Here is a 16,769-nt window from a genome sequence, read left to right as displayed (position 1 = left end):
AATCATTTTTTTGTTACATAAAGCAAAATAAGCTTGCAATGAAAGTACAAAATTAGCAATCCTATTCGCAAGATTAAATCTGAAACCTAGCACACAGTGTCAAGAACAAAAAATGTTCAGGATTGTGTTTAAATGTAAGGCATATTAGAGGTAATACGCAAATCAATCTTACCTCTGTTAGTTGAGTGAAGGAATAATGAAGAAAATAAACAAGTCTCTAAGGCATCTACTCGGCCTGTCCGTGTTAATCAGCATGAGCACGACAAGTTTTGCCGAGATCATTATGAATTCTGGCACAGCAGAGGGCGGATCCAGTATCAGCTGGTCTTCTGAAGAAGTTAACCAGTTAATGAGCGATGATTTTAATGCATCTGCCAACGAACCTTCGCCACCTGGTTCAGCTACAGTGATGACTACTTTGCGTCCGGCCGGAACAGTAGCGCCAGCAGCAGTCAAGCCAGCCTATACCGCACCACAGATTATTGATACCAATCATTTTAGTAATCAACCTTCTGTAAATGCACGGGCTGCGCTGGTCATGGATGCACAAACCGGTGAAGTGCTGTTTAGTAAAAATACCAATACGGCCTATCCGATTGCATCCATTACCAAATTAATGACAGCCGTGGTCATTTCAGATGCACGTTTGAACATGTCAGAAAAAATCACCTTGCAACAGGCTGATTTTTCCTGCTCAGGGTGCAAGAGCTCAAGCTCGACCTTAAGAGCAGGGGATAGTATGAACCGTGCTGAAGCATTGTTATTTGCCCTGATGAAATCTGAAAATCCGGCTGCCGCAGCTTTAGCACGTACTTATCCTGGTGGTCGCTCAGCGTTTATTGCCAAAATGAATGCAAAAGCCAAAGAACTCGGGATGAATTCTACTCACTTTATGGAATCAACAGGTTTGCATCCAGGTAATGTGGCCTCCGCCCGTGACTTGGGGATTTTGGTGAATACTGCTTCTCAATATGGTCTGATTCGCCAGTTCTCAACGACACCAAGCTATGACTTTAACTTGGGCTACCGCGTGCTGAAATCTAATAATACAAATGCACTGGTACGCAATGGCGGCTGGAATATCAATATTTCTAAAACCGGTTTTATTAATGAAGCAGGTCGCTGTGTTGTAATGCACACGACCCTGAATAACCGTCCGGTGGCGGTGGTATTATTGGGGGCTAACAGCTCGCAGGCACGCACCAATGATGCCACCCGTTTAATGACTTGGGTAACTCAGCAACCAAAACGAATCTAATTGATCTACCTATAAAAAAACCCTGCAATCGCAGGGTTTTGTTAATGCTGACAGAAATTACATATTCGACAGAATAGAGTCTTTTACCTGAGTCATAGTTGCATCAATCGACAACATTACGGCATCAGCACATTGTTTAATTGCGGTGTCAGGATCTTTCAGACCATTACCCGTTACGGTACATACGATCACTGAGCCTTCTGCAATTTTACCCGCTTTAATATCACGGATGGCACCGCCCACAGATGCAGCAGATGCCGGCTCTACGAATACACCTTCATACATAGAAAGCAGACGTTGAGCTTCAAGAATTTCCGCATCAGTCAGTTCATCAAACCAGCCGTTTGAATCACGAACAACCGCTTTAGCATGATTGAAGCTTTGTGGATTACCGATACGAATCGCAGTTGCAACAGTTTCCGGATTTTCTACTGGACCGCCACGAAGGAACGGGGCAGCACCAGATGCTTGGTAACCTGCCATGATTGGCAAACCTGCCGGTTTAGGACCCGTAAAAGCATCAGTTTCAGCATCGTAAACGACTTGCTCAAATTCTTCTTTCGACTGGTTGGCAACCGCTTCGGTATAGCCCATCCAGTGTGCAGTGATGTTACCCGCGTTACCGACTGGCAAGCAGTGGTAATCCGGAGCACGACCTAAAGCTTCAACGATCTCGTAAGCAATGGTTTTTTGACCTTGCAGACGGTAAGGGTTAATTGAGTTTACAATCGTCACCGGTGCCTGATCTGCAACTTCTTTAACCAGACGCATACCGTCATCGAAGTTACCGCGAATTTGCATGGTGATCGCACCATACATCATCGCCTGCGCCATTTTACCCATGGCAATTTTACCTTCCGGGATTAAAACGAACGCCTTGATGCCTGCACGTGCCGCATAGGCAGCAGCAGCAGCTGAGGTATTCCCGGTAGAAGCACAGATGATGGCTTTAGAACCATCTTCAACCGCCTTGGTTACTGCCATGGTCATACCACGGTCTTTAAATGAACCAGTCGGGTTTAAGCCTTCGTACTTCACATAGATTTCAACGTCTTTACCAATGATGCGTGGAATATTCTCAAGCTTGATCAGTGGAGTATTACCTTCACCCAAAGAGATCGCACGAGTAGTTGCAGACACTGGTAAACGGTCGCGATAGCGGTCAACTAAACCAGTATAACGATTGGCATTCGACATGATGATGTTCCAATTGTGTGTAGAGCTTGGCGAGGGAAGAGTGTCCCCTCGACCCGATTAATTATCAAGCGATTCTAAACGAATTCGTACAATTTCGCCATGAATGACGGGTAATGCTTGAATTTGTTGAAGGGCTTCATCCATTTTTGATTCCTTGACTGGATCAGTCAGAATCACGATAGGAATAAGGTCTTTTAAGCGTGGTTGCTGCATGATGGCATCGATACTGATCCCGGCACGGCTTAAAATCGTGGTGACATCGGCAAGCACGCCCATTTGATCTTCGGCATTAATACGAATGTAATAGCCGGTCGTCATTTGTTCACGAGTTAAGATCGGTAAATCGGTCAGGGCTTCAAAGGCCAGTTGTGGAATGGTTCCTGCACCGTCTTCGGTGTAAATAATATCACGGACAATATCCACAACGTCTGCGACTACTGCAGAAGCTGTTGGACCAGCACCTGCGCCAGCCCCGTAATACAGTGTTGGACCGACCGCGTTGGCTTGAACAAGCACGGCATTTTTCACGCCATTCACATTGGCAATTAGCTGGTCATCTGGAATTAAAGTAGGATGAACGCGTAATTCGATTCCGGCATCTGTGCGGCGTGCAATACCCAAGTGTTTGATACGGAAGCCCAAGTCTTCTGCATATTTCACGTCTTGCGCAGTCACTTTGCTGATGCCTTCAGTAAATACTTTATCGAACTGGAGCGGTATACCAAATGCACATGAAGCTAGAATAGTCAGTTTATGCGCAGCATCAATGCCTTCAACATCAAAGGTTGGATCGGCTTCAGCATAACCGAGTTCCTGTGCTTCTTTCAGCACATCGTCAAAAGCACGACCTTTTTCACGCATTTCACTGAGAATGAAGTTACCAGTACCGTTGATGATGCCCGCCAGCCATTCAATCTTGTTGGCTGCCAGACCTTCACGAATCACTTTAATAATGGGAATGCCACCTGCGACTGCCGCTTCATAGGCAATTTGTACGGCATTGTCTTCAGCCGCCTTAAACAGTTCATTACCATGTTCAGCCAAGAGTGCTTTATTGGCTGTCACGATATGTTTGCCATGTTTCATGGCTTCCATAATAATTTCGAAAGCAGGATGAATTCCACCCATGACTTCAACCACCACATCCACATCAGGTTGACGTACGATGTCCATCAAGTCTGCACTCTGTTTGACCGATGCCGGTAGATTCAGATCAGGACGTGGGCGACGGGTGCCTACATAGGTAATTTCAATTTCACGACCGGTGCGACGTTTAATCTCAGCAGCATTTTCTTTTAATAGTTTCAAGGCACCACCACCTACAGTACCAAGACCGAGGATTGCCAGACGAACTGGTTTCACGTCACACTCCAAATTACACAGTTTTTTACAAGAACCTAGATCATAGCTAAAAAAACTGCCTGACTCTAGGGTCATTTCAGAATATCTTTATTTATAAATTAAAGTTAAATAACGTATTAAAATGAGTTATTTAAGCCGGTTCAATAACTCAGCGGCAGACAGGTAACCCCCCAGATAAATTCCTTCTGAACTATAAATTGCAGGGGTACCATTTACACCTATATTCAGACCCATTTGATATTGATCCTGAACAGGATTTTTACATTTGGCTGCATTGATCTGTGCACCCGCAATCGCCTGGTCAAATGCACTACGGCGGTCGGCACTGCACCAGATCGCTTCCATGGCCGGCATATGCTGTTCACCACGCGGCCAGGCGATATAACGCACTTCAATACCTTTGGCATTCATCTCATCCATTTGCTCATGAAATTTATGGCAATACGGACAGCTGACGTCGGTAAATACATAGACCACATGCTTGGCTTTGCCTTTGGCTGGATAAATCAATAGATCTTCAGCTTTCAGTCCATCAAACAGTTTTTTATTGATCCCGGCTTGCAGACTTTCACTGACGTTATGTAGCTGTTTGTCTCCAAGGCGGATCACATCACCCTGAATCAGATATTTGCCATCACTGGTTACATAGACCGCAGACATGCCTTCTAGGCTGACCCAGTACAGGTTCGGCACTTCGGTTGCTTTAATATCGGTGATCTTGGCATTGATACCGGCAGTTTTGAAATGCTTTTCCAGAGTAGAAACCAAACGCTGTTGTGCATTACGTTCGGTGAGGGTAGACGCTTCGCCCGTTGCGGGTGCGCTTGCAGTCAGTGTATCTTGCTTTTTAGCTTCGTTATTGGAGTTGGAACATGCAGCAAAACCCAAACCAGCAGCAAGTGTGCAAGCCATAAAAATTTTTGAGCGGGCAAATGTCATAAATAACCCTTTTCTTCTTGGACTGAAAACAGAGCATTAGCATAACAAAAAAAAATGCAAACACGTCAAACTTCTCAGTTTATTCGGTCTGGATTAGATTTAAGCACGTGGATGATGGGTTGCATGCAGCTGCTGCATTCGGACCTGTGCCACATGGGTATAGATCTGGGTGGTAGACAGGTCACTGTGTCCAAGCAGCATCTGTACCACGCGTAAGTCTGCGCCATGATTGAGTAAATGAGTGGCAAAGGCATGGCGCAAGGTATGTGGTGAAAGTTCGGCCTGGATTCCGGCCTGCAGTGCATAACGCTTAATGGCATACCAGAAATTCTGTCGGCTCATGATGCCACCATGCTGGGTCAGAAACAGATAATCGGTCGAAGTCTTGTACAGTTGCGGACGGGCTTCGGTTAAATATTTTTCTACCCATTCACAGGCTATTTGGCCCATCGGTACCAGACGTTCTTTATTGCCCTTACCGACAATGCGTAAATATCCCTGTTTTAAGTTGATCAGTTCCAGACGCAAGTTAATCAGTTCGGTCACCCGGAGTCCGCAGGCATACAGTACTTCAAACATGGCGCGATCACGCAGTCCTAATGCCGTGTTGATATTCGGGGCATGAATCAGGGCTTCTACATCTGTTTCGGAGAGATCTTTGGGTAAGGCCCGGCCCAGTTTCGGGGTTTTATGTGCAGCAACCGGATTGTCACTACGCAGTTTTTGCTCACGCAGAAATTTATAAAATGAACGCAAAGCAGACAGGCAGCGGGCAATCGAACGCGGACTTTTTTGCTGTTTGGTCAGTGCAATCAGCACATCGGAAATATCATCATGACTCCATTGTGGCAAGGGTTTGCTCAGGCATTCTGCACATTGCATCAGATCGGACAGATAGGCGTTGCGGGTATGCGGGCTGACCGTTTGCGCAATCAGATAGTCACGAAAACCCTGTAAATAGCTGAATACTTCAGGAATTTGGACAGGGGCGGGAATACGAGGTTTTTTATTCAGCATAGAGTGAAAAGATCTGATCTGAAAAAGCGATGAATTTAATAGATATTCTCCACTGTAGTTTAATTTCACCAAACTGTCGATGTGATATGAAACTAATTCAGCATGTAATCAATCTTATTTGTTAATTATTCTCATTTGTTTGTATACTGTCCAAAATAGTTCAGGAATTTTCACGGTGCGTTTGTCTGATTTAAAAGCAAAACAAACAGCCATCATCCGAAAAGTAAGTCGAACGGCTGATGGTGAAGGTGCTCTCAACGATGTTGTAGCGAGTCGCCTGGAAACTCTAGGCTTTGTGCCCGGTACGAAGGTACAGGTGATTACTAAAGGTATTTTTGGTGGAGATCCCATTTTGATTCAAGTTGGATTTACACGTTTTGCTTTGCGTAAATCAGAAGCAGCCAAAATTGAAATCGAGCAGGCGGTGTCGGCATGAGTGATACATTACGTATTGCCCTTGTCGGTAACCCTAACTGCGGTAAAACTTCATTATTCAACCATTTAACCGGAACTCGCCAGAAAGTCGGCAACTATGCAGGTGTCACGGTTGAGCGTAAAGTCGGTACATTTCAGCTTGCTTCAGGCAAAGCGGTACGGGTACTGGATTTGCCCGGAACTTATAGTCTGGATGCGACCAGTCCGGATGAAGAGATTACCCGTAATGTCGTACAAGGTAAAATTGCTGAAGAGCAGGAACAGAATGCATTTTTATGTGTGGTGGATGCCACCAATCTAAAATTGCATCTGGGTCTGGTACTGGAAATGATTGAGCTGGGCCGTCCGGTGCTGGTTGTGCTGAACATGATGGATGAAGCACGCCGACGTGGCATGCAGATCAACACCCAGAAGCTGTCCGAACGACTGGGCGTGCCTGTGGTAGAAACGGTGGCTGTACGTAATTCAGGCATAGAAAATCTGAAAAATGCGCTAGATCAGGGCAAGTATTCTGTACCGCAGACCGAACTCAGTGGCTTGAAAGGTAACAGTCACCAGCGCGTGGAAAACATTCTGAATGACGTGGTCAATTTCGTCGATCAGGAAGATAAACGTACTGATTTTCTTGACAGGATTTTTCTGCATCCGGTACTGGGCTTAATTAGTCTGGCCGTGATGATGTTCGTGATTTTCCAGGCCGTATTTGCCTGGGCTGCGCCGTTTATGGATGGCATCGAAACCTTCTTCGGCTGGCTAGGTGAATTCCTTGGTGAATATATTTCTCATCCCTTGCTGAATAGTCTGGTGGTGGACGGGATTATTGCCGGTGCCGGTGGTGTGGTGGTGTTCCTGCCGCAGATTCTGATTCTGTTCTTCTTTATTCTGGTACTGGAAGAATCAGGCTATTTACCGCGTGCTGCTTTTCTATTAGATAAGCTGATGTTTAAAGCCGGTTTATCAGGACGTGCCTTTATTCCGTTATTGTCCAGCTTTGCCTGTGCCATTCCCGGGATTATGGCTTCGCGTACCATTAGTGATCCACGAGATCGTTTAACCACGATTTTCGTTGCCCCCTTAATGACCTGTTCGGCGCGCTTGCCAGTTTATGCCTTGCTGATTGCAGCATTTATACCGGCACAAACTGTGTGGGGTTTCCTCAATCTGCAAGGTTTGGTGCTGTTTGGTCTTTATATGGCGGGTATCGTGAGTGCCTTGCTGGTATCTTTTGTGTTGAAATTCTTCCACAAAGATAAATCACAGCACATGCTGCTGATGGAACTGCCAAGCTACCGTTTTCCGGACTTGAAGAACGTTTGGATCGGCTTATTGGATCGCGGCAAAATCTTCTTGAAACGTGTCGGTGGCATCATCTTCGCATTATCGATTGTACTGTGGTTCTTGTGTACTTTCCCACAGCCCCCAGAAGGGGCAACCTTGCCGGCCATTGATTATTCATTGGCAGGGATGCTCGGTCATCTGATGCAGCCGATCTTTGCACCGCTCGGCTTTAACTGGCAGATCTGTATTGCCCTGATTCCGGCGATGGCAGCACGTGAAGTGGTGGTTGCAGCACTGGGAACAGTCTATGCGATGTCTGCAGTTGATGAAGATGCGATGTCTGAAGGTCTGGCTGCACTGATTAGCGGTGGAGGTGATCTGGGCTGGTCAGTAGCGACAGGTTTGTCTTTGCTGGTGTGGTTTATTTATGCACCACACTGTCTGGCGACTCTGGCAACGGTTAAACGTGAAACCGGTTCTTGGAAAACGGTCAGTATCATGACTGTTTACCTGTTTGGTCTGGCATATTTTATGTCATTCCTGACTTATCAAATTGCTTCATATTATTTGGGCTAAATCTCAACTTGGCCTTGGCCAATTGAATTTGCTGCACTGTATATGTATGGGAGATTGAGGTGATTGAAATTCTAATTGTGACAGCACTGGTGCTTTGGAGCATGCTGGTCGTATTCAAAAAGGTGTTTCCGAACACCTCTAACTCAGTCTTCCAGAAGCTGTCTGATGCCTGTGCAGCCAAGGGCTGGCAGCGTCTGGCCAAATGGCTGCAACCGGGTGTGGCGGCAGGCTGCGGTGGCAACTGTGCCTGTCCGGTTTCAGAAAAAGGTTCAGACGTAAAGCCGGCTCAACAAGCGGTAAAATGGAAATAATTTCCTGTTCTGGCTGAATTTTAAAAACCGTCATGATCATGACGGTTTTTTTTACGCATGGACACAAAAAAATGTGCAGAAAAGCCAATCAGAAAAGGCATTCAAAACAGCAAAGTGCTACCATTTCGTCAGTTTCAAAATAGACCAAAATATGGGGCGAAAATGTTAATACAACGTGGTGGGTTAAAAGTCGTTGCAGGACTCGGAATATCAGGTGTTGCAGCAGTCAATTTCTTGCATAGTCAGGGCTACCGCGTTGCAGTAACAGATTCTAGAGCTAACCCGCCAGGACATGAGCAGATTCCGGCTGAGGTTCAAACCAGTTTCGGTCAGTTTGATGCAGAGTTATTGCTGTCTGCAGAAGAAATCGTGATCAGCCCCGGGCTTGATCCTAAACTTCCTGAAATTCAGGCAGCGATTAACAAGGACATTCCGGTAGTCAGTGAAATCCAGATTTTACGCCGTGCTACGGATAAGCCTATTGTGGCGATTACCGGTTCTAATGCCAAAAGTACCGTGACTACCTTGATTGGCCTGATGGCAGCGGATGCAGGCAAAAAAGTCGCTGTCGGTGGCAATCTGGGCCGTCCTGCGCTAGATCTGACCAAAGATGACCCTGAGCTGTATATACTCGAGCTGTCCAGTTTTCAGCTGGAAACCACCTCAAATCTGGCGGCTGAAGTCGCGGTGGTATTGAACATGAGTGAAGATCATCTCGACCGTCATGGCGATATGATGGGTTATCACACGGCGAAACACCGGATTTTCCAGGGTGTGAAAAAAGTCGTCTATAACCGTGATGACTCTTTGACCCGTCCTTTGGTCCCAGATGTGACCCCGATGCAAAGTTTCGGTCTGAATGCGCCAGATATGAACCAGTACGGTATCCTCAAGGATACCGATGGCAGCATCTGGTTGGCGCGTGGTCGTGAGCGTCTGCTGAAAAGTAGCGAGATGTATATGCAGGGCACGCATAATGTTGCCAATGCCTTGGCCTGTCTGGCACTGGGTGAAGCGATTGGTTTGCCACTAGAAAGTATGCTGAACACTTTAAAGACTTTTAAAGGTCTGGAACATCGCTGTGAATTCGTCAAGGAAGTACAGGGCGTACGCTATTATAACGACTCCAAAGGTACCAATATCGGTGCAACTTTAGCTGCGCTAGATGGTCTGGGCATGGCGTTTGAAGCTCAAGGCGGTAAGGTCGCGATTATTCTCGGTGGGCAGGGCAAAGGGCAGGACTTTAAGGCCTTGCGTGAATCATTAAGCAAATATGCCAAAGTAGCGGTATTGATCGGTGAAGATCGTCCTGTCATTGAAGCGGCAATTGCGGGCACGACTGAACTGATCCATGCGGACAGCCTGCAGCAGGCGGTAGAAATCTGCCAAAAGCACACCCAGGCACATGATGTCGTGCTATTGTCTCCTGCATGCGCAAGTTTTGATATGTTCTCGGGTTATCCTGAGCGTGGTCGCAAGTTTGTTGCATATGTGAATGAACTCAATTAAGAATAACAAGGATTCGTGATATGGCTGGGTTTGCTCAGACTACGATCAATAAATTAAATCAATTTTATACGCAGTGGGTGCCTCGATTACCTGCTGAGCTGAATCTACGAAATGTGCTGATTTTCTGTGTATTGGCTTTGCTCTGTATCGGTTCGATCATGGTGGCATCGGCCTCGATGCCCTATGCAGAACGTATGCATGAAAATCCGTTTCACTATATTAGCCGGCACGGTATTTCGATTTTTGTCGCTGCCGTAGCAGCTTTTCTGGCTTATAAAATCCCCTTAAAAGTCTGGTTTAATAACACTTTCTTTTTGTGGATTATTACCATCGTACTTTTGGTGGCCGTGCTATTTGTTGGGACGGAAGTCAATGGTTCCAAGCGCTGGATCCGGGTCGCTGGTTTTACCTTGCAGGCTTCGGAAGTCGCTAAAGTGATGATGGCGATTTTTACCGCAGACTACGTGGTACGCCGTGCCGAGGAAGTACGCAATAATATCAAGGGTCTGGTCCGTTTAAGTGCCATCATGGGGGCTACCGTTGGTTTGATTATCCTCGAGCCTGACCTGGGTGCAACTGTGGTAATTACTTTAACCATGCTTGGCGTGTTCTTTCTGGCAGGCGCACCTTGGATTCAGTTCGGTGTGGCCTTCATGACCCTGGTCGGAGCTTTTGCTGCCGCGATTCTGTTGGAACCGTATCGTCTGCAACGTCTGCTGTCTTTTTCAAATCCTTGGGAAGATCCCTTAGGCACTGGTTATCAGCTCTCCAATGCTTTGATGGCCTTTGGTCGTGGCGAATGGGCAGGGGTAGGCTTGGGACATAGTATCCAGAAAATGTCTTATTTACCCGAGGCGCATACCGATTTCATGCTGGCAATTTTGGGTGAGGAATTTGGCTTTTTAGGCATTTCGACCATCCTGATCCTGTCCTTCACCATGCTGGTTTGCTGTATCCGCATTGGACATCGCGCCTTACAGCATCAATATCTGCGTGCCGGATATCTGGCCTATGGCATCAGTATCATTTTCCTGTTACAGATTCTGGTAAATGCAGGCATGAATATGGGCATGTTACCGACCAAGGGTTTGACGCTGCCATTTATCAGTTATGGTGGTTCATCCCTGATTATCTGTGCAGTCATGATCAGTCTGATCCTGAAGATTGATTCAACCACACGCCAGGTCAATCCAAGCCGGGAAGAGTCAAGCTTCTAGATTAGAATTTCGTCCCGGCTCTGGTTGAGCATGGTCAAGCACTGTGCTCGGCATTGTGGTTCCACAATTAGAACAAGTCACAAAAGCAGTTTTAGGCTTGGAAAGTGGAATCAAAGGTATAAAAAATAAAGAAAAATAATTACGTTGCTGTTTAAGCTCGTAAGCAGAACGGGTCCGGCAGACTGGACACAGAAACTGGCTTTTTTCAATTGTTTTGCTTTTAGGGCCGACACCAAAAATAAAAAACATTTTTAATCCTCTCTCGCTTTCGTTGTTATTTTTAGCTTAAGTGAAAAGCTGTTTTTATAAATAGTGACCTTGTAGCTCAGTTGTATGTGGAATCCGCTCGATATCCCATTGCGCCACTGCCTGTTGCAGCATCCGCTGTGGAGCATCTAAATCAACTTCAGCCTGATGCAAAGCCTGAAGTGCCTGTTTTAATAATTGTGGCGCCTGAGTCAAATCCAGTGCTTGGGCCAGATTCTGTTTTGACAGTTTTTGCCCCTGATCATTCATTGCCAGCGGCAGATGCATATAGTTCAGACGCGGATAACCGAGTAGCTGCCCCAGATAAATTTGCCGTTCAGTATTATCTAAAAGGTCAGCCCCACGTACCACATGGGTCATACCTTGCAGATGGTCATCGACCACTACAGCCAGCTGGTAATTGATAATGCCATCACGACGTTTTAAGACAAAATCGCCCAGATCTTTTTTCAGTTCTGAACAGTGCCGACCTTGCAGCCGGTCTTCAAAACAGATTTCCACATCTTCAACTTTTAAACGGATGGCCTGATGCTCAAAAGCCAGACCCAAGTCGCGGCAGGTATCCTGATAGATATGGTTGGAACCGAGCATTTTACGGGTGCATTGACAGGCATAGACTAGACCTTGCTGACGTAATTGCTGAATGACGTCTTCGTAAATATCTAAACGGTCTTTCTGAAAAATGATTTCGGCATCAGGTTCAAGCTGAAAGGCATCCATGGCACGCAGGATATGCTCTTCGCTGCCGGGATAAATACGAGGAATATCGGTGTCTTCAATCCGGACCAGCCATTTACCATGATTGGCTTTGGCATCGCAGTAACTGGCAATAGCAGTAATGAGGGAACCAAAATGCAAAGGGCCGGTTGGCGATGGCGCGAACCGGCCCACATAAGCCATCCTGTTGTCCCCCTCCTTTTTTAAAGGAGGGGTTAGGGGAGGATTATTTACAGACATACTTAACCGTTATTTTGCTTCTCTTTGATCTCTGCAAGGGTTTTGCAGTCAATACATAAAGTAGCCGTTGGACGTGCTTCTAAACGACGCAGACCAATCTCGATACCACAGGTTTCACAGAAACCATAGTCATCATTCTGGATCGCTTCGATCGACTGTTCAATTTTACGAATCAGTTTACGCTCACGGTCACGGGTACGTAACTCAATAGCAAACTCTTCTTCCTGAGTCGCACGGTCGTTGACATCTGGAAGAGCGGTATTTTCGTCTTGCATCGTATTTAAAGTACGATCCACTTCTGACATCAGTTCAGCTTTCCAGGCCAGCAAGATTTCGCGGAAATGCTGAAGCTGACCTTCAGACATATATTCTTCATTTTTTTTAGGTTGATAAGGTTCAATACCAAATAAGCTAGCAGTAGAACCACCATCAGTCGTTTTAGGTTTAGATTTACGTACGCGCTTTGCAGCTTTCTCTTCTACAACTTCAGTTTGATTGTCTAAGACTTGATTTTGGTTGTCATTCGCCATTTAGGGCATTCCTCATCATATGCGTATGATTGCTACGCAAAAAATATGGTGATATGCAATTTTTATCCACCCTGTAGAAGGATTATCCTCCTGTGGGGGCCGTCATCATATAGACTTTTTATGCTTATTGATAGTCTTTGATGTATGGACTATGCATATCACATTTCCTTGGGTTGCAATAAAGTAATGCAAAAAAAACAAATTGGAAAGTTAATAACCTGAAATTTCGGTATTAATATTTTGCTGGCTCATTGCCACCCGTTCTATATAAGTATCAAACTCGCCATTTTGTTGCAAATGTAATACACGATACCCCGGTGCCGCCTGATCCAGCGCAAAATCTTGACTCTCAGGTTTGAACTGCACACTGGTGGATGGTGTAGATAAAAAGTAGATTCCCTGCCATTCATTGCAGGAATCCTGATGCACATGACCAAACAGAACCAGTTTGATATTCTGATGTCGAGCCAGTACATCTTTCAAATCTTCAGCATTTTTGAGCCGGTGCTGATCAATCCAGTGTGATTTCATCGCAAAAGGATGATGATGGCAAGCAACGATGACATGCTGATGCTTGAATTCAAGCAATAATTGGTCTAACTGGTCGAGCTGGTCCTGTTCCACCCAGCCATCAACCTTGCCTTGAACGGCACTATTTAACAGGATCATGGTCCAGGTACCAAAATGAATTGCATGCGCCTGATTGGTATTCTGGTAAAAAGGGAAGACCCGAGTGTCATCATGATTGCCCGGAATCTGGTAATGCGGCACGTTTAAAGACCGGATATATTCCAGATATCGCTGATAAGTGCTTTCGACCGGAACCTGTGCCAGATCACCGGTATGAATCAATGCATCCATTTGGGGAAAGCGCTGCTGAATATGCTGCATCACTTCATGAAAACTCTGCTCGGGATTCATCCGGGCAAATTCCAGTCCTTCCCGATCCATCAGATGGGTATCAGAAATCTGGATAATGGTCCAATCTGGCTGTGTGTTGATGCTCGACTGCTCGAAACTCATGTCTTTCCCCTTAGACAGATTCCTGCAGTATGAATATCTTGCTGTAACCATTGCAAGGCCATAATGACAGGTGCATTTTTTAAGCGGCCATTGGTGAGTAAGACGGGAATATCGGCATAATCCAGAATATGCAGCTGAATATTTTCCCCCTCATCCGGCATGCCAAAAGTACCGCCCTGTTCAGGCAATTCGGTCTGGGCCACATATAAATGGAACAGCTCGGAACAGGCACCTGCTGAAGGATAGAAGCTGAAAATATGCTGTAACTCATCCAGTGTACAGCCTGATTCTTCGAGTGCCTCGCGGCGGATACACGCTTCAGGTGCTTCGTCTCCATCCAGAACACCCGCAATTACTTCGAGTTGCCATGGAGAGTCAACATCGTCCAGTCCACCAATCCGGAACTGTTCAATCAGACCGAATTTCTGCTGTTGGTGATTATACATCAGCACCCCTGCGGCTTCTGGCCGGTGAATCAGCTCGCGTTGCAAAACAGGAGTCGATGTTTCCTGATTAAATAAACGATGTTTCAGGCTGACTTTTTCCACCTGGATAAATCCCCGGTACAAGAACTCACGTGCCTCTATGTGAAAGTCTTTTTTATTATAAGAGGCCTGTTTAATAATATTCATATGCTCAGATAGAATGAAGGAATTGATTTATTTTCATCCTATCTGAGTTTTTTTTGAAGACAACTGTTTTTTTTAAGTTTTAAAGTTTGTGATATAAATTTTGGCCGGAATTATGGAAGCTGGCTTTCATCTGGTCCATACCTGCTTCTATTTCGGCCTGAGAGGTTGCCTGCTGACCAGGAGTAGCCTGTTGACTGGCATAATCCCGAACATTCTGGCTAATCTTCATTGAACAGAACTTCGGTCCGCACATGGAGCAGAAATGTGCCGATTTATGTGCGGCTTTCGGCATGGTTTCATCGTGCATGCTGCGTGCTGTGTCCGGATCCAGACTCAAGTTGAACTGGTCTTCCCAGCGAAATTCAAAACGGGCCTTGGACAGGGCGTTGTCCCGAGCTTGCGCACCCGGATGACCTTTGGCCAGATCGGCTGCATGCGCGGCAATCTTGTAGGTAATAATGCCGTCTTTGACATCCTTTTTATTGGGTAAACCTAAATGCTCCTTAGGGGTGACATAACACAGCATCGCGGTACCATACCAGCCAATCATCGCGGCTCCTATTGCCGAAGTAATATGGTCATAACCCGGTGCGATATCGGTGGTGAGTGGTCCCAAGGTATAAAATGGAGCTTCTTTACAGACCTCCAGTTGCAGGGCCATATTTTCCTTGATCATATGCATCGGGACATGGCCCGGACCTTCAATCATCACCTGTACATCATGCTCCCAGGCACGATGGGTCAGTTCACCCAAGGTTCGAAGTTCTGCAAACTGTGCTTCGTCATTGGCATCCTGCACACAGCCGGGACGTAAGCCATCGCCAAGACTGAAAGACACATCATAGGCTTTCATGATTTCGCAAATTTCATCGAAATGGGTATACAGGAAATTCTCCTGATGATGCGCCAGACACCACTGCGCCATGATCGAACCGCCACGCGAGACGATACCGGTCAAACGGTTGGCAGTCAGCGGTACATATCTTAAAAGCACGCCGGCATGAATGGTAAAGTAATCCACACCTTGTTCAGCCTGTTCAATTAGGGTGTCTTTAAAGATCTCCCAAGTCAGGTCTTCGGCCACACCATTGACTTTTTCCAGTGCCTGATAAATCGGTACGGTTCCGATCGGTACAGGAGAGTTGCGGATAATCCATTCCCGGGTTTCATGAATATTCTGGCCGGTCGAAAGATCCATAATGGTATCTGCACCCCAGCGCGTCGCCCAGGTCATTTTCGAGACTTCTTCTTCGATACTTGAACCGAGTGCAGAATTACCAATATTGGCATTGATTTTGACCAGAAAATTACGCCCGATAATCATCGGTTCCAGTTCCGGATGATTGATATTGGCTGGAATAATTGCGCGTCCTGCTGCGACTTCCTGACGCACGAATTCTGGCGTAATTTCAGTCAGGTTTTTTGCACCAAAATTCTGGCCCGGATGCTGGCGCATATCGACACCTTCACGCTGGCACAGGTTTTCACGAATGGCAATGTATTCCATTTCCGGGGTGATGATGCCTTGCTTGGCATAATGCATCTGGGTGATGTTGCGGCCGCGTTTGGCTTTACGTGGTTTTTGGATATGCGCGAAACGGATCGCGGCTGTGCGGATATCACGTAAACGCTGGCGACCAAATTCAGAACTGAGCTGATCCAGAATTTCGCTATCATTACGCTGTTCAATCCAGCTTTCACGAACATTCGGCAGACCTTTGTTTAGGTCAATCGTTACATTGGGGTCGGTATACACACCAGAGGTGTCATAGACCATTAACGGCGGATTATGTTCGCCACCCAGACTGGTCGGGGTTTCACTTAAGGAAATTTCCCGCATGGGCACCTGAATATCAGGACGGGAACCTTGCAGATAAACTTTACGTGAGGCAGGCAGAATTCGCGTTAAATCGCGTGCTTCCTGTTCATGAGCGGAGAGGGTAGTTTCAGAAGAAAGATTCGTTAACTGGTTCATGGCTATGATCCTTATGAATGACATCAACGAATCAAGCACGACCAAAAACGTAGGCAGATTTATCCTGAACAGATAAAGCAAGGGCTGGGTTTTTAGCTGGCTTGATTCCTACGCAGGTATTAACCTGATCAGGTTCAACGGTACTCATGCTCAATTCCTGATAACGATAAAAGGAATCTCATGATCTCAGCGAGGATTTACTCGCGCTCCGTCAAGCGAGGCTAAAGCTTAGCTCAGTTTAGGTAGAATAAACAGGTTTAAATCTCTCAACTTTAAGCAAGGAGTG

Annotated in this window: 16 protein-coding genes and 1 riboswitch; of the genes, 6 read left to right on the top strand and 10 right to left on the bottom strand. The window is 46.1% G+C overall.

The genetic code is table 11. From position 1 onward, the window contains the following. Positions 1–196 precede the first annotated feature (196 nt). Positions 197–1,258 (top strand): serine hydrolase, encoded by a 1,062-nt coding sequence (locus AY605_RS01180; protein WP_064094659.1) that lies wholly within the window; start codon positions 197–199, stop codon positions 1,256–1,258. Positions 1,259–1,315: 57 nt separating this feature from the next. Here the strand turns inward: AY605_RS01180 and thrC are convergent, their stop codons facing one another. From thrC to xerD, 4 genes are all read right to left on the bottom strand, one after another. Then, positions 1,316–2,455 carry a threonine synthase gene (gene thrC, locus AY605_RS01175; protein WP_064094658.1) on the bottom strand — a complete coding sequence of 380 codons (1,140 nt, stop codon included), beginning with the start codon at positions 2,453–2,455 and terminating at the stop codon, positions 1,316–1,318. A 57-nt stretch (positions 2,456–2,512) separates the two neighbouring features. Next, a complete protein-coding gene (locus tag AY605_RS01170) occupies positions 2,513–3,817 on the bottom strand; it encodes a homoserine dehydrogenase (protein ID WP_064094657.1) in 1,305 nt (434 codons plus the stop codon). Between the two features lie 126 nt (positions 3,818–3,943). After that, positions 3,944–4,756 (bottom strand): DsbC family protein, encoded by an 813-nt coding sequence (locus tag AY605_RS01165; RefSeq protein ID WP_064094656.1) that lies wholly within the window; start codon positions 4,754–4,756, stop codon positions 3,944–3,946. A gap of 99 nt (positions 4,757–4,855) precedes the next feature. Then, on the bottom strand, positions 4,856–5,773 hold the full coding sequence (xerD, locus tag AY605_RS01160) for a site-specific tyrosine recombinase XerD (RefSeq protein WP_064094655.1): 918 nt from the start codon (positions 5,771–5,773) through the stop codon (positions 4,856–4,858). A gap of 175 nt (positions 5,774–5,948) precedes the next feature. Here xerD and AY605_RS01155 point away from each other — a divergent pair, with 175 nt between their 5' ends. The 5 genes from AY605_RS01155 (at position 5,949) to ftsW (ending at position 11,099) form a co-directional block, all read left to right on the top strand. Further along, positions 5,949–6,209: a FeoA family protein gene (locus tag AY605_RS01155; protein WP_064094654.1), complete on the top strand. Its 261-nt coding sequence runs from the start codon at positions 5,949–5,951 to the stop codon at positions 6,207–6,209. Continuing rightward, the gene (gene feoB, locus AY605_RS01150) at positions 6,206–8,062 is read left to right on the top strand and encodes a ferrous iron transporter B (protein WP_064094653.1); all 1,857 of its coding nucleotides are present in this window, start codon (positions 6,206–6,208) and stop codon (positions 8,060–8,062) included. The genes AY605_RS01155 and feoB overlap by 4 nt, the downstream gene beginning before the upstream one ends. Positions 8,063–8,121: 59 nt before the next feature. Then, entirely contained in the window at positions 8,122–8,373 is a 252-nt protein-coding gene (locus tag AY605_RS01145) for a DUF6587 family protein (RefSeq protein ID WP_005248417.1), read from the top strand. Between the two features lie 162 nt (positions 8,374–8,535). After that, positions 8,536–9,882, top strand: a complete 1,347-nt coding sequence (gene murD / locus AY605_RS01140; RefSeq protein WP_064094652.1) for a UDP-N-acetylmuramoyl-L-alanine--D-glutamate ligase — start codon at positions 8,536–8,538, stop codon at positions 9,880–9,882. Between the two features lie 20 nt (positions 9,883–9,902). Next, positions 9,903–11,099 (top strand): putative lipid II flippase FtsW, encoded by a 1,197-nt coding sequence (ftsW, locus tag AY605_RS01135; RefSeq protein WP_064094651.1) that lies wholly within the window; start codon positions 9,903–9,905, stop codon positions 11,097–11,099. Here ftsW and AY605_RS01130 read toward each other — a convergent pair. The 6 genes from AY605_RS01130 to thiC all read right to left on the bottom strand — a co-directional run bounded on the left by AY605_RS01130 (position 11,088) and on the right by thiC (position 16,483). Beyond that, positions 11,088–11,348, bottom strand: a complete 261-nt coding sequence (locus AY605_RS01130) for a zinc ribbon domain-containing protein (protein ID WP_064094650.1) — start codon at positions 11,346–11,348, stop codon at positions 11,088–11,090. The genes ftsW and AY605_RS01130 overlap by 12 nt on opposite strands. Positions 11,349–11,402: 54 nt before the next feature. After that, the gene (gluQRS, locus tag AY605_RS01125; protein WP_064094649.1) at positions 11,403–12,323 is read right to left on the bottom strand and encodes a tRNA glutamyl-Q(34) synthetase GluQRS; all 921 of its coding nucleotides are present in this window, start codon (positions 12,321–12,323) and stop codon (positions 11,403–11,405) included. A 2-nt stretch (positions 12,324–12,325) separates the two neighbouring features. Beyond that, positions 12,326–12,853, bottom strand: coding sequence for an RNA polymerase-binding protein DksA (dksA, locus tag AY605_RS01120; RefSeq protein WP_064094648.1), 528 nt, complete (start codon positions 12,851–12,853; stop codon positions 12,326–12,328). A 210-nt stretch (positions 12,854–13,063) separates the two neighbouring features. Continuing rightward, on the bottom strand, positions 13,064–13,876 hold the full coding sequence (gene cpdA / locus AY605_RS01115; protein WP_064094647.1) for a 3',5'-cyclic-AMP phosphodiesterase: 813 nt from the start codon (positions 13,874–13,876) through the stop codon (positions 13,064–13,066). Then, the gene (locus tag AY605_RS01110) at positions 13,873–14,508 is read right to left on the bottom strand and encodes an NUDIX domain-containing protein (protein ID WP_064094646.1); all 636 of its coding nucleotides are present in this window, start codon (positions 14,506–14,508) and stop codon (positions 13,873–13,875) included. The genes cpdA and AY605_RS01110 overlap by 4 nt, the downstream gene beginning before the upstream one ends. A gap of 79 nt (positions 14,509–14,587) precedes the next feature. Further along, positions 14,588–16,483, bottom strand: a complete 1,896-nt coding sequence (thiC, locus tag AY605_RS01105) for a phosphomethylpyrimidine synthase ThiC (RefSeq protein WP_064094645.1) — start codon at positions 16,481–16,483, stop codon at positions 14,588–14,590. Positions 16,484–16,571: 88 nt separating this feature from the next. Continuing rightward, a riboswitch (TPP riboswitch) is annotated at positions 16,572–16,704 on the bottom strand. Between the last annotated feature and the right edge of the window lie 65 nt (positions 16,705–16,769).

Origin of the sequence: Acinetobacter sp. SFD (assembly GCF_001647575.1) — a bacterium.
GTDB classification, from domain to species: domain Bacteria; phylum Pseudomonadota; class Gammaproteobacteria; order Pseudomonadales; family Moraxellaceae; genus Acinetobacter; species Acinetobacter pecorum.
The sequence above is the reverse complement of the archived record's forward strand: the minus strand, read 5'-3'. Positions and strand labels throughout refer to the sequence as shown.

Excerpts from the sequence above, each read along its gene's own strand:
- AY605_RS01180 (WP_064094659.1), top strand. The coding sequence starts at position 197 with ATGAAGAAAATAAACAAGTCTCTAAGGCATCTACTCGGCCTGTCCGTG.
- thrC (WP_064094658.1), bottom strand. The coding sequence starts at position 2,455 with ATGTCGAATGCCAATCGTTATACTGGTTTAGTTGACCGCTATCGCGAC.
- AY605_RS01165 (WP_064094656.1), bottom strand. The coding sequence starts at position 4,756 with ATGACATTTGCCCGCTCAAAAATTTTTATGGCTTGCACACTTGCTGCT.
- xerD (WP_064094655.1), bottom strand. The coding sequence starts at position 5,773 with ATGCTGAATAAAAAACCTCGTATTCCCGCCCCTGTCCAAATTCCTGAA.
- feoB (WP_064094653.1), top strand. The coding sequence starts at position 6,206 with ATGAGTGATACATTACGTATTGCCCTTGTCGGTAACCCTAACTGCGGT.
- murD (WP_064094652.1), top strand. The coding sequence starts at position 8,536 with ATGTTAATACAACGTGGTGGGTTAAAAGTCGTTGCAGGACTCGGAATA.
- ftsW (WP_064094651.1), top strand. The coding sequence starts at position 9,903 with ATGGCTGGGTTTGCTCAGACTACGATCAATAAATTAAATCAATTTTAT.
- AY605_RS01130 (WP_064094650.1), bottom strand. The coding sequence starts at position 11,348 with ATGTTTTTTATTTTTGGTGTCGGCCCTAAAAGCAAAACAATTGAAAAA.
- gluQRS (WP_064094649.1), bottom strand. The coding sequence starts at position 12,323 with ATGTCTGTAAATAATCCTCCCCTAACCCCTCCTTTAAAAAAGGAGGGG.
- dksA (WP_064094648.1), bottom strand. The coding sequence starts at position 12,853 with ATGGCGAATGACAACCAAAATCAAGTCTTAGACAATCAAACTGAAGTT.
- cpdA (WP_064094647.1), bottom strand. The coding sequence starts at position 13,876 with ATGAGTTTCGAGCAGTCGAGCATCAACACACAGCCAGATTGGACCATT.
- AY605_RS01110 (WP_064094646.1), bottom strand. The coding sequence starts at position 14,508 with ATGAATATTATTAAACAGGCCTCTTATAATAAAAAAGACTTTCACATA.
- thiC (WP_064094645.1), bottom strand. The coding sequence starts at position 16,483 with ATGAACCAGTTAACGAATCTTTCTTCTGAAACTACCCTCTCCGCTCAT.